This window comes from Streptomyces chiangmaiensis (assembly GCF_036281785.1).
Taxonomy (GTDB): domain Bacteria; phylum Actinomycetota; class Actinomycetes; order Streptomycetales; family Streptomycetaceae; genus Streptomyces; species Streptomyces chiangmaiensis.
Window position 1 is genome coordinate 1 of record NZ_JAYWVC010000227.1, and the last position, 12012, is coordinate 12012.

Sequence of the window (12012 nt, forward strand, 5' to 3'; positions counted from 1 at the left end):
CCTCCCGAACCCGGCGTGCACCGCTAAGCGCACCGGGCTCTCCATAAGCCCCGCGGGTTCTGCTCACCTCATGCCGTGCTCGGCCATGGTGTCAGGATGCGCGTTCCTCGGTAGTAGTAGCGCTTGGCGCTCACCCTGGCCGGATCGAACATCTGCTATCGCCGACTCAAATGAAACGACTCGTCAGGGCGTGTCGGATGGATGATGGTCTTGTCGGCGACGAGATGATCCGCGGCGATGAACTGCGCATGCGCACCTCTCGCCTGTGGTTACCCCGCCAGGGACGGTGTGCTGCGCGGTGGTTTCCGGGTCTTCGTGGCCTTCTCGTAGGCATAGGCGAGCGAGAGGAGCAGCGGCTCGTCGAATTCACGCCCGAGCAATTCCGCGCCGACCGGCACGCCGATCGGAGCTGCCGATGTGGGGGTGGAAAACCCGCCGGGGAAGCAGACGGCCGGGAACCCCGTGCCGTTCGACAGGGTGCCGTTGCGCTCCGGCTGCGGTACACCGACCGGGGAGACGAGCACCTTCTGCAGCGGGTACAGGATCGCCTGAATGTCGAGCTCGGCCATCTTGGCCGACACCGCCAGCCGAAGCTTCTCGCGGTTGACGAAGTGGTCTTTGTAGAACGCGTTGTTCAGGCCGTCGACGATGGCGATCTCCGTCTCGAGCGCCGCCTGTGCCTCGGGCGTCGCCGTCTTGGAGGCGACCAGTTGGTCGAAGGTGTGCACCGGGGCGTCCGGGCCGAGTGACGCGAAGTACGCGTCCATGGCCGTGCGCGCCTCCCATGTGGAGGTGACCACGATGGACTGGAGGGTGTCGTACTCCGGCAGGCTGAAGCGGATGATGGTCGCGCCCTGCGCCTGCATGGTGGAGATGACGTCCTCCATCACGCGATTGACCTCCTGGTGGCGCGTCTCGGTGCCGAACAGGTTGGTCATCACGCCGATGCGGGCGCCATGCAGCGCGTCGCGTCGCAACCGATCCGTATAGCTGCGCGGAGGGCGGCCGACGCCGTATCCCGTGACGGGGTCGGCCGGGTCGAAGCCCACCATGACGTCGAGCAGCCGAGCCGCGTCCTCCACGGTGCGGGTGATGGGGCCGAGTTCGTCCTGGGTGATGCTGGCCGGTATGACGCCGCTACGGCTGATCAGGCCTCTGGTGCAGCGCACTCCGACGAGGCTGTTGGCGGAGGCGGGGGAGCGGACCGACTGGCCGGTGTCGCTGCCCGTGCCCAGGACGGCGAAGTTCGCCGCGATCGCCGCACCTGTGCCGCCGCTGGAGCCGCCCGGTGTCCGGGTGAGATCGTAGGGGTTCAGGACCTGCCCGCCCAGCGAACTGAGCGAGTTGCCGCCCCGGGCGAATTCCTGCAGGTTGGCCTTGGCGAGGATGAGCGCCCCCGCCTTGCGCATCTTGGCGACCGTGAACGCGTCGGTGGGCGGCACGGAGGTACGCATCGCTGTGTTGCCGCCGGTGGTCGGCATGTCGAAGGTGTCGTAGTTGTCCTTGAGGATCACCGGGATGCCGTGCAGCGTGCCGGTGAGGCCGGAACGCCGGTACTGGCGGTCGAGTTCGTCGGCGACCTCGAGCGCACGCGGATTGACGGTGATGATCGCCTTCAGGGCAGACCCTCGCTGGTCGTAGGCGGCGATCCGGTCGAGGTACTGCTGCACGAGCTCCCGGCAGGTCAGCCGGCCGTGGCGGTAGGCGTCGTGGATGTCGGCGACGGTCGCCTCGATCAGTTCGAAGCCGCGGGCGCGAGACCGCGGCCGGGACGTACCGGCCGCTGCCCTCGGGGAGGCCGCCCCCTGGGCGAAGGCCGGGCCCGTGGTTTCGCCGACGATGCCCAGCGCTCCGATCGCGCCCACGGCACCGATGAAGCCACGTCTGTTCAGATTGCCGTGCTCGCTGACGTTGCTGTGCTCGCTCACGCGTCCACTAGTCCTCTCTCGTACCGCCGTTGGGCGGCAGCTAGGTGTTTGCTCGCGTTGCGTCCGCCGCGGAGAGTGCCGCGGACGTGATGGGCACGGGACGACCGTCATCGGTTCGGCGGTGTCTCATGTCACCGGAGGATGCGGGCGACTGCGTCCGGCCGGGATCTGAGTGCGGTCGGAGTGCAGTCGGCACCTTTACGTGTGGTGCCGGTCGGCGAAGTGCGCCTTCTCGATGACGCCGTGTACGCCGACGGTGCGGTCCACGACCTGGGACACCTCGAAATCGGCGGCCGCCGACAGATACGCGTACGCCACGGCCCGGTCCATGCCGAGGTCGTGCTCCAGGAAGTCCAGTGCGTTGACCACGGCCCGCCGCATCGCGATGTTCAGGTCGTTGATCTGGCCGTTCTGGCTGCCGTCGGGATCCGACAGGCCCACGGCCACCCATGCGTCCGGAGTCTCGGCGAAGGGGTAGTGGAACGCGACGGACGGGACTTCACCGGAGCCCTGCTTGCACACGGTCAGGCGGAAGGTCGTGCGCAGGGAACCCTCCATGGCGGTGAGCGCCACCTCGCCGTTGCCCATGGCCATGTGTGGGTCGCCGGTGTAGAACAGCGCGCCTTCGGCGAACACCGGGAGGTAGAGGGTCGCGCCCTGCTGGAGCCGGTTGATGTCGATGTTGCCCCCGCCGAGGGTCGGCGGTATCGAGTTGAGCACCGGTGCCGTGAGGGCATCCGCGGAGGCGAAGGCGACGCCCATCATGCCCATGTGAGGCTTGAGCGGGAAGGCGACCTCACCTGAAGTGCCGAGCGGCACCACTCCGTTGAGGACCCCGGCGCCACCGCGGCGGACCGGTGTGAAGACCGAGACGTTGCCGTAGTGGACGGGGTCTGCGGTGGACCTCCCGTCCGTCGACACCGGGGGCATGACCTCGGCTAGGGTGATCCCCGCAGGGGCCGAGCCGCCCGCCTGGCGGGCGAGGGCGCCCTTGCCGTGGCGGCTCGATACGACGCCATAGGGCACACGCGGCAGGAGCGAGAGGATCTCGATCTTCAGTACGTCGCCGGGTTGCGCCTCCTCGACGTGGATCGGGCCGGTGACCACGTGCGGGCCGTCGACATCGAAGTTGCGGGTGGTGCGGGTGTAGTCGCGGGCGATGGCGATGGCGTCGTCGAGCACCTGATCGGCAGGCACACCATGGCCTTTGAAGTAGGCGGCAGGGTCGCGTCCCTGATCTTCCAGGAGGCCCTCGTGGGAGACCGTGTCGACGGTCACCGTCTCCCCGGAACGCATCCGCAGCACCGGCCGGCTGTCGAGCGAGGGGACGTACCCCCAGCGGACCTGCTCCGGAAGGGAGGACAGGTAGTGCTTGCCGTGGACCGGTCCCTTACCTGGCTGGAGGATCTCCTTCGGGTACGCGGTAATGGGCGCCTTCGTGGACTCAGCCGCCTGCGCCGGATCGTTCGACAACAGTGTCGCTGTAGCTCCCGCCGTGGTCACGGCGGTGGCGGCGCGCAGGAAACCGCGCCGCCCGAGGCCGGAGATGAGCAGCTCCCGGGCGTCACCCGAGTCCATGGCAGAGGTGTTCATGGATACTCCTGTGTTCGTGTCGTTGGATCGGAGCTGTCGTTGGGCCGGCTCACGGCATGGCCGGGGCCCACGTGAACAGCGCCGTATCGGGGAACCGTGCAAACAGAAGAGGCATACGGAAGGGCTTGCAGGGGAATCACGCCGCCCTGTGACGGGGCGTCGCAGTGGTGAGGGAAGGTCAGGCCTGAGTAGGCCGACGGTCAGGCCTGGTCGGCGGAGGGTGCGCTGTCGTCGCGCGTGCGCCGGATCAGCTGGTCGACGTCCGCGAGGTGAAGGATCATCGCCTCGGCTGCCACCGCCGGGTCACGGGCCTCGATAGCGTCCCGGATCGCCCGGTGGCCGGCCAGCGACGCCCGTCGGCCCTCCCGGGTACTGTGGGAGTCCTTGCGTACCGGCGTGGTCCATGAACTGACCATCGTGGTGAGCGCGGTGAGCAGCGGATTGTGGCTCGCCCGGGCCAAGGCGAGATGGAACTGGATGTCCAACTCCAGCGATTTGACCGCCAGCAGGTTTTCGTCCGTGGCGTGCAGGATGTCGTCCATCTGCAGCAGGTCGGCGCTGGTGGCCCGTAGTGCCGCGAATTCGGCGATCTTCGGTTCGATGACCGTCCGCAACTCGGCCACATTGGCCAGTTCCCGGTCGGCCTCGGCCAACTCGGTCAGATTGGCATAGAGATCGCTGACCTGGGCTGGCGGAGCCAGCACCACGGTGCCCCGGCCCGGCCGCCGCTCGATGAGGTGCTTGGTCTCCAGCTGATGCAGGGCCTCGCGGAGCGAGGTCCGCGAGACGGACAGCGACTCGGCCAGTTCGCGCTCGGACGGCAGTTTGTCACCCGGACCGAGTTCGCCCAGCGCGATCAGCTGTTCCAGATGGGCGACCAGCGCGTCGCTGACGCTGTGGGCACGGGTGCGCAGCGGCGGGACTTTCGCCACTCCCATACCCATTACCTCCTCACCGAACGTGCAGCCAGCGTACCGTGTCCGATCGCCCCGGGCCGGGGCTTCAACCCACGGCTGAGTCCGGCACCGGCAGTCTTCCCCGATCATGTCCACGCGCCGAAGTCGCTCTTGCGGATCAGGCAGTGGACGCCCTTGACATCGTCCACCACCTGGCTCACCACGAAATCCGCGGCGGCACTCAGATAGGCGTACCCGATGTCCGTCGGCACCTCGTACAGATCGGCGAGGACCCGGAGGGCCTCGCGGACGGCTTCGCGGAACGCCTCGTTGAGGTCGCGGTGCAGCCCGAGCGCGATCCAGTGTTCCGAGGTCTCACCGAAGGGACGGCGCAGCAACCCCAGCAGAGCGCGACTTTCCGCCGCCGGCAGCACCGTCACGCGCAGGGTCGCGCGCAGCGGGGCCTCCAGCGCGGTGAGGGCCACCTCGCCGTGCCCCTGGGCATAGTGCGGGTCTCCCACGAACAGCCCGGCCCCGTCCACCTGCGCCGGCAGATACAGGCTGGTGCCTGCGACAAGGTCCTTGACGTCCATGTTTCCGCCGAACGGCCCGGGCGGTACGGAGTGGAGCGGGGTGGCACCACTGGGAGTCACCCCGATGAGCCCGAGGAACGGCGCGAGGGGAAAGCGCAGCTCCCGGCCCCCCGGCACCGGCAGGCTCCCCGTCCCGTCCGCCGTGGCCCGGCAGAACGTGAAGATGGATCCTGCCTTCTCCGGGGCGCCGGGATCGGGCACGAAGCCGGGGTGCGGCAGGGGTGGCAGCTCTCCGGCCAGAGCCCCGTAGCCGTGTCTGCTGGAGACGACTCCGTACGGTGCGCGCGGCACGAGCTCCAGGAAGTCGACCCGCAGCACGTCGTCGGGCCTGGCCCCGCTGACCGCGATGGGTCCGGTGGTGACGTGCGGGCCATCGCCGACGGCGTCACGGACGGGGTGTCCGGCAGCGATGTCGACGGCGTCACGCAGCACGTCGGCAGGGTCGACCCCGAACTGCCCGAAGAAGGTCACGGGATCCCTGCCCTGGTCTTCCAGGATGCCCTCGTGCGAGACGGTGTCGATGGTGATCGTCTCCCCGGAGCCCATTTCGGCGACCGGTGCGGTGCCCTCGGCGGGGAGCCAGCCCCAGGTGACGGTCTCGCTGGTCGACGCCAGGTAATGCCGGCCCGGGATGGGCCCCTCGTGGGGCTGAAGGAGGGGGAGAGTCATGAATGCTTCCTCTCTGGGATTCCGGCGATGAGGTCGATCTCGATGGCTGCCCCCACGGCGAGGCCGGACACCCCGACGCAGGTGCGGCTCGGCAAAGGGCCGTCGAACCAGGTTTCGTAGGCCGTGTTGACGACGTCGAAGTCGTCGAAGTCGGTCAGATAGACCCGGACCATCAGGACGTCGTCGAGCGTGAGGCAGAACTGGCGTAGTACGGCCTCCAGGTTGCGGCGCACCTGCTCTGCCTGGGCGATCGCGTCGCCGTCCACCAACCTGCCGGTCGCCGGGTCGGTGGGCATCTGGCCGGTGACGAAGACCAGCGATCCGAAGCGGGTCGCGTGCGCGAAGGGGCCGACCTGCGGCGGCACCCCGTCCTCGGGCGAGAAGACGAAGGTCTCCTTCCCCACCGAGTCGTCGGCCGGGACTGTCATGCGACGCCTCCTACGCTCTGCGCTCCCATGACCCGCAGGAACCGGGCGGTGGCCGGGTGCCTGGGGCGAGTGAGAAGCTCCTCGGCGGGCCCCTCTTCAGTCACGGAGCCGTTGCTGATGAACACCACCCGGTCGGCGACCTCATGGGCGAAGCGCAACTGGTGCGTGGCGATGAGCATGGTCAGCCCGTCCTCGCGGGCGAGCCCGCGGATCACCTCGAGTACTTCGTGGACGAGTTCCGGGTCGAGGGCCGAGGTCGGTTCGTCGAGCAGCAGCACCCGGGGATTGGGCGCGAGTGCCCGGGCGATGGCCACACGCTGCTGCTGCCCGCCCGACAGGTGGCGCGGCAGCGCTCCCGCCCGGTGGGCGAGCCCGACCCGTTCCAGCAGCTCGCCCGCCCTGTGTTCCGCCTCCTTGGCCGGCATCCGGTGCACCCACCGCAGCGGTCCCGCCACGTTTTCCAGGGCGGTGAGGTGGCTGAAGAGGTTGAAGTGCTGGAAGACCATGCCGACGCCGGCCTCGGCGCGGGCGTCTGCGATCTTCGCGGGGGAGAGCGGTTTGCCGTTGTCCTGGTAGCCGAGACGGCGGCCGTTGATCAGGACGGCACCCGAGTCCGGGTCCTCCAGGTGGTTGATGGTGCGCAGCAGGGTGCTCTTGCCGGATCCGCTGGGGCCGAGCAGGGCGACGACCTCGCCGGTACGTACGGTCATGTTCAGCCCGTCGAGTACGACGTGCTCTCCGTAACTCTTGTGCAGATTGCCGACCTCGACGGCGGCCGGGGCACCGTCGAGTGCGGCCACGCGGGCTTCCCGCTCCCACGGCTCGGGCGGGGCCGGAGGCGCCCACGGTTCGTCGTCGGCGACGGTGTCCTTCGCCGCTACCGCCACCGGTACGGGTGCGGCGACGGGCCGACGGAGCGGCAGCAGCCGGTCTGCCCACGACCGGGGGGCGGGGCGGTCCAGATCGAGCGCGCGCTCGGCCGCCAGCTGTACGGCGCTGATGGCTCCGGTGAGGACGAGATACATCACGCCGGACGCGAAGAAGACGGAGAAGAAGTCGAAGGTGGACGAGGCGAGTTGGGTGCTGCGCAGGGTCAGTTCCTGGACGGCGATGAAGGATGCGAGCGAGGAGTTCTTGAGCGTCGTCACGGCTTCGTTGCCAAGGGCGGGGACCATGAGGCGTACCGCCTGTGGAGCGATGACGCGTCTCATGATCACTCGCGGTGTCATACCGAGCGCCTGCCCGGCGGTGACCTGGCCCTTGTCGACCCCGAGAACGCCGGACCGGAAGACCTCCGCGATGAAGGTGGCCTCGTTGGCCGCGAGCGCGAGCCCGGCCGCCATCAGGGGGCTGAGCGTCAGCCCGGCGTGCGGCAAGGCGTCGTAGGCGAAGACCAGTTGGAGGATCAGCGGGGTGCCGCGGAACACGATCGTGTATCCGCGCGCCACCGCGGACAGCGCCCGGTGCCGGGACAGCTGCATACTCGCCAGGACGAAGCCCAGCACCAGACCGCCGAGCAGCCCCAGCCCGGTCAGCTGCAGGGTGATGAGGATGCCCTGCAGCAGATACGGCAGTTCCAGGTAGTGGAGGAACTGGGACATCAGCCCGTCACCAGCCGCGGTGCCTCCAGAGTGCCCGTCTCGAGCGACCACTTCTTGAGCAGTTTCGTCTGGGTGCCGTCCTTCTGGATCTCCACGAGGGCGGCCTGAACGGCATCACGGAACTGGTTTTTGCCCTTCGGTACGGCGATGCCGATGGAGTAGGGCAGCGTCACGGCGGTCGCCTTGCCCAGCGTCTTCGGGTTCGCCTTGACCGCCTGGGCCACCGTGTTGACGTCGTTGATGTAGGTGTCCGCGCGGCCGGCGAGGATCGCCTGGATGCACTGGGCGTTGTTGTCGTACAGCTGCACCTGCGGGGCGGTGCGGCTGGCGGCCTTGCATGCGCCGGCCAGGTTCTGAACGAGGGGCACTTCGACGAATCCGGTGTTGAGCGCGGCGGTGGAACCGCACAGGGAGGTGTTGATGCCCGTGAGCTTCTTCGGGTTGCCCTTCCGCACCAGCACCCCGTCGTAGACCTTCGAATAGGTGACGAAGTCCGCCGCCTTGGCGCGCTCTTTGGTGGCGTAGATGTCGGAGATGACGAGGTCGGCCTGACCGCTCTGCAGTGTGGGCAGTAGCGCCGGGAAGGCCACCGGCTTGTAGGTGAGTTTGAAGCCCAGACACTCGCCCAGAGCGGTGCCGAGATCGATGTCGAACCCGACGTATCTGCTCGGATCCTTGGGGTCGAGCGCCTCGTAGCCGGGTGTGTGCGGATTGAGCGCGTTGGTGAACGTCTTGCCTTTGAGATCCGGATGACTGGTCTGCAGCTTCTTGCAGGCGGGCGAAACCGTGGCTGTGGGGGCCGTGGCGTTCGCTGTCGACCCGGTGCCGCAGGCCGTCATGAAGGCGACGGAGGCGGCGGACGCCGCTGCTATCGGCAGACGGTGGCGCATGGGTGCATTCCTCTCGGTCACGCAGGGCGAAGTGAGCTGGTCGGATGGTCCGACCAACTCCGCATCACCCTACGAACGCCCCCGCAAGCGCGTCAGCAGCCGAACGTGAACGTCATGGCGTTCTTACAGGGATGCAACAAACCCCGGCCGCCCCGCAGGTTCCGGACGCTGAGGGAAAACCGGACCGCCGCCCGCATCGGAGTTCAGGAGATGACGGAAGCAATCCGGGACGGCGATGCCCAGACCTGTTGGGTGCCAAAAATTGTGCGCGCCCGCTGACCTGGGTGTTCGCCTAAACGTCGTGATCTTCGTTAGGCGGTGTCGCGGTACTCGTGGAGTAGGCCTCCGAGGACGTCGTGGTGCTGGATCCGCTGTGTCGGGAACGGGATGACCTCCGACGCGTCGGCCGGGGCGCGTAGGTGCAGTGCGCGGTGGGGCCTGGCGGTGTTGTAGTGCCGAGCGTATTCGGCGAGGACGCGCCTCGCGTGTTGCTCGTTGTAGATCAGCAGGCGGTCCGTGCACTCGGCGCGTGCGGTGCGTATGAATCGTTCCGCGTGGGCGTTCATCCGCGGCGCCTGTGGTGCGCTCTTGAGGATCTCGATGTCCTCTGCGGCGAAGACGGCCCGTCACAGCCGCCGAACCGGCAGCCCGCACGACGTGACCGGCCTCGCACGGCCTGTGCCGCGTGGAAACCTCGGTTTGCCGGGCTGACCAGGTCGTTTGTCTCGGCGTGGTCAGGCTGCTTGCTGGTATTCGTCGATGAGGCCACCGAGCAGTTGGGTGCGCTGGATGTGGCTTCCGGGAAAAGTTGCAACGTCTGACTGGCCCGTCTCCACGGTTTGGGGAGGTCGTTGGTGGAGGGATTGGTGGGGGCGGTGCCGGTTGTAGTGATCGGTGTAGGTGTCCAGGACGACGTGTAGGTGGCGCTCGTTGAGGACGAGTATGCGGTCGGTGCACTCCCGGCGGACGGTGCCGACCCACCGTTCCGCGAAAGCGTTCGCCTTGGGCGATCTTGGTGGTGAGAGCAGGACCTGCACACCTGCGCTGGCGAGGACGGCGTCGAAGGCGTCGGAGAACTTCCCGTCTCGATCCCGCAGGAAGAAACGGAAGCGATCGACCCGGTCTTCGAGGTCCATCATCAAGTTCCGTACCTGCTGGGTCACCCAGTCCCGGTTCGGATGCGCGGTGATGCCGAGGATGTGCACCCGACGTGTTGCGACTTCCATGACGAACAGCACGTACAGACGTCGGCAGAACACGGTATCCACGTGGAAGAAGTCACAGGCCAGCAGGCCGGAGGCTTGAGCGCGTAGGAAGGAGGCCCAGGTATCTTGCGCCCGCTGGGGCGCGGGCGGGATATTGCCCAGGCGCAGCACCGCCCGAACGGTGGCGGCGGAGAGGATTATGCCCAACCGGGCGAGCTCGCCCTGCACGCGCCGGTGCCCCCACAGCGGGTTCTCGCGGGCCAGGCGCAGGATCAACTCCCTTGTTTCCTCGGGTATCGGTGGCCGACCACACCGCTTGTGGGGGTAGGTCCACTTGTCGGCGATCAGCTCCCGGTGCCAACGGAGCAGCGTAGCCGGAGTGACGATGAAGCTGCTCCAACGCTGCCTGGGCAGCAGTCGCGACAGGGCCACCAGCAGAACCCGGTCGCCCGGTTCCATCTTCGGTCGGCTGACTTGGCGCTGGAGCACAGCGAGCTGGTGCCGCAGCACCAGCAGCTCAACATCCTTGGCAGCGTTGCCCAGCAGCCGCAGGCCCGCCAGCTCCAGAGACCTGCGCGCCAGCAAGTAGATCCATGACCACCGCATGGACTCTCATCATCCTCGGGCCGACGCCGCTCCCGCGGAGGAACGGTCCAGCTCAGCGACCCGAACCCGAGTTTTCACGCGGGACACCCTGCAGAGGGTGGTCGATGCGGTCGGCGTGGCGCTGGCCGGATTCCCTGAACGCCGTCAAGCGCTATGCCCGCCACAGCGAGCCCGAGCGAATGGTCCGGGCACCGCAGTACCGGCCCACCCTGGTCGGCCCCTACCGCGACTACCTGCGCCGGCGTCGAAGCGAGGACCCAGCGGTGCCCGTCACCCACCTCCTGCACGAGATCAAGGAGCTGGGCTACACCGGCAGCGCGAACCTACCGGTGCCCTTCAACTACGCAAAGTGGGCGAGCTGTTACGCACTCTTGTGCCTGCGGGGAGCTGAACGGAATACTCCAGTCATCAATTGTCAGGGACACGATGTAGCCGTGCCCCCTGATCGCCTGTCCTTGCTGACGCCTGAGGAGGCCGTCTTGAGGTTCAAGCGCACCACCTTCGCCGCCGCGATAGCGTCCGCCGTGATCGCTGTCGGCGCCCTCGGAGTGCCCGCACAGGCCGCCCCGAGCCCCGCCCAGCAGGTCAAGAGCGTCGCGTCCGCGGTCGACGCAACGGGGATCGAGGGCATCGCCTGGGGTTATGACAAGCAGGGCAGGGTGCTCGTGACCGCCGACAGCACGGTCTCGAGCGCCGACCTCGCCACACTCAAGCGGACCGCTGCGCGCTACGGGGACGCGGTGCGCGTCGAGCGGACCGCCGGAACCTTCAGCCTGAAGGTCGATCCCGGCGATGCGATCTGGGGCGTCGGCGGAGCCTTCCTGTACCGCTGCTCACTGGGCTTCAACGTCGTCAAGAACAACACCTACTACTTCCTGACGGCCGGCCACTGCGCCAAGGACGTCAGCACCTGGTACGCCGACCAGAACCGCACCACCCTCATCGGCAGCAACGTCGGCTACAGCTTCCCGGACAACGACTACGCACTGGTGCGCTACGACAACACCTCGCTCAGCCACTCCGGCGGGTACACCGCCGCGAATGCCTTCGTGGGCGAGACCGTCACGCGTGATGGCTCCACCACCGGCGTGCACTCCGGCACGGTCACCGCGCTCAACGTCACCGTGCGCTACAGCCATGGTGGCGGCACGGTCAACGGCCTGATCCAGACCACGGTGTGCGCCGAGGGCGGCGACTCCGGCGGCCCGCTGTACGACGGCAACAAGGCCATCGGCCTCACCTCCGGCGGCAGTGGCGACTGCACCTCCGGCGGCACCACGTTCTTCCAGCCGGTCACCGAGGCGCTGAGCGTCTACGGAGTCAGCTTGCTGTGAGGCAGCACGCAATGGCCTGCGGCCGGGACCGGAGCCTTCCGGTCCCGGCCGCGGTGCTCACCTCGCTGATGCAGCGCTTCGACAGCATGGGCATTCCAGTCCCTGACCAACCCAGAGGGCACGCCGTCTGCCGGGTGCACCTCGGGTCTCACGCCGCGCGGCGTCTTTTGCGACATCGCCGCGAAGCAGCACCGACGGCAGGGCGCGCAACTTTCGGGTCATCTCATACAGCAGGGACACGATCATGCGGGCACGATCCCAGTGGACCC

At 68.0% G+C, this 12012-nt stretch carries 10 protein-coding genes and 1 pseudogene; 2 read left to right on the plus strand and 9 right to left on the minus strand.

The features are described 5' to 3' along the window. Window positions 1–269: 269 nt before the first annotated feature. The 9 genes from VXC91_RS37080 to VXC91_RS37120 form a co-directional block, all read right to left on the minus strand. On the minus strand, window positions 270–1928 hold the full coding sequence (locus VXC91_RS37080; protein WP_329511750.1) for an amidase family protein: 1659 nt from the start codon (window positions 1926–1928) through the stop codon (window positions 270–272). Between the two features lie 198 nt (window positions 1929–2126). Further along, on the minus strand, window positions 2127–3521 hold the full coding sequence (locus tag VXC91_RS37085) for an acetamidase/formamidase family protein (RefSeq protein WP_329511751.1): 1395 nt from the start codon (window positions 3519–3521) through the stop codon (window positions 2127–2129). A gap of 200 nt (window positions 3522–3721) precedes the next feature. Continuing rightward, window positions 3722–4459 carry a FadR/GntR family transcriptional regulator gene (locus VXC91_RS37090; protein WP_329511752.1) on the minus strand — a complete coding sequence of 246 codons (738 nt, stop codon included), beginning with the start codon at window positions 4457–4459 and terminating at the stop codon, window positions 3722–3724. A gap of 104 nt (window positions 4460–4563) precedes the next feature. Beyond that, window positions 4564–5679 carry an acetamidase/formamidase family protein gene (locus tag VXC91_RS37095; RefSeq protein ID WP_329511753.1) on the minus strand — a complete coding sequence of 372 codons (1116 nt, stop codon included), beginning with the start codon at window positions 5677–5679 and terminating at the stop codon, window positions 4564–4566. Then, entirely contained in the window at window positions 5676–6107 is a 432-nt protein-coding gene (locus VXC91_RS37100) for a RidA family protein (RefSeq protein WP_329511754.1), read from the minus strand. Before VXC91_RS37100 ends, VXC91_RS37095 begins: the two co-directional genes overlap by 4 nt. After that, window positions 6104–7708: an amino acid ABC transporter permease/ATP-binding protein gene (locus tag VXC91_RS37105; RefSeq protein ID WP_329511755.1), complete on the minus strand. Its 1605-nt coding sequence runs from the start codon at window positions 7706–7708 to the stop codon at window positions 6104–6106. Before VXC91_RS37105 ends, VXC91_RS37100 begins: the two co-directional genes overlap by 4 nt. Beyond that, window positions 7708–8598 carry an ABC transporter substrate-binding protein gene (locus VXC91_RS37110; protein WP_329511756.1) on the minus strand — a complete coding sequence of 297 codons (891 nt, stop codon included), beginning with the start codon at window positions 8596–8598 and terminating at the stop codon, window positions 7708–7710. The genes VXC91_RS37105 and VXC91_RS37110 overlap by 1 nt, the downstream gene beginning before the upstream one ends. A 311-nt stretch (window positions 8599–8909) precedes the next feature. Further along, window positions 8910–9200: an integrase core domain-containing protein gene (locus tag VXC91_RS37115; protein WP_329511758.1), complete on the minus strand. Its 291-nt coding sequence runs from the start codon at window positions 9198–9200 to the stop codon at window positions 8910–8912. 132 nt (window positions 9201–9332) lie between these two features. Then, a complete protein-coding gene (locus VXC91_RS37120; RefSeq protein WP_329511757.1) occupies window positions 9333–10409 on the minus strand; it encodes an integrase core domain-containing protein in 1077 nt (358 codons plus the stop codon). 131 nt (window positions 10410–10540) lie between these two features. Here VXC91_RS37120 and VXC91_RS37125 point away from each other — a divergent pair. Continuing rightward, window positions 10541–10735: pseudogene (locus VXC91_RS37125) on the plus strand (ISL3 family transposase); the annotation flags it as partial. 153 nt (window positions 10736–10888) lie between these two features. Further along, window positions 10889–11743: a S1 family peptidase gene (locus VXC91_RS37130; protein ID WP_329511759.1), complete on the plus strand. Its 855-nt coding sequence runs from the start codon at window positions 10889–10891 to the stop codon at window positions 11741–11743. Window positions 11744–12012: the final 269 nt, after the last annotated feature.

Excerpts from the sequence above, each read along its gene's own strand:
- VXC91_RS37085 (WP_329511751.1), bottom strand. The coding sequence starts at position 3,521 with ATGAACACCTCTGCCATGGACTCGGGTGACGCCCGGGAGCTGCTCATC.
- VXC91_RS37090 (WP_329511752.1), bottom strand. The coding sequence starts at position 4,459 with ATGGGAGTGGCGAAAGTCCCGCCGCTGCGCACCCGTGCCCACAGCGTC.
- VXC91_RS37095 (WP_329511753.1), bottom strand. The coding sequence starts at position 5,679 with ATGACTCTCCCCCTCCTTCAGCCCCACGAGGGGCCCATCCCGGGCCGG.
- VXC91_RS37100 (WP_329511754.1), bottom strand. The coding sequence starts at position 6,107 with ATGACAGTCCCGGCCGACGACTCGGTGGGGAAGGAGACCTTCGTCTTC.
- VXC91_RS37105 (WP_329511755.1), bottom strand. The coding sequence starts at position 7,708 with ATGTCCCAGTTCCTCCACTACCTGGAACTGCCGTATCTGCTGCAGGGC.
- VXC91_RS37110 (WP_329511756.1), bottom strand. The coding sequence starts at position 8,598 with ATGCGCCACCGTCTGCCGATAGCAGCGGCGTCCGCCGCCTCCGTCGCC.
- VXC91_RS37120 (WP_329511757.1), bottom strand. The coding sequence starts at position 10,409 with ATGCGGTGGTCATGGATCTACTTGCTGGCGCGCAGGTCTCTGGAGCTG.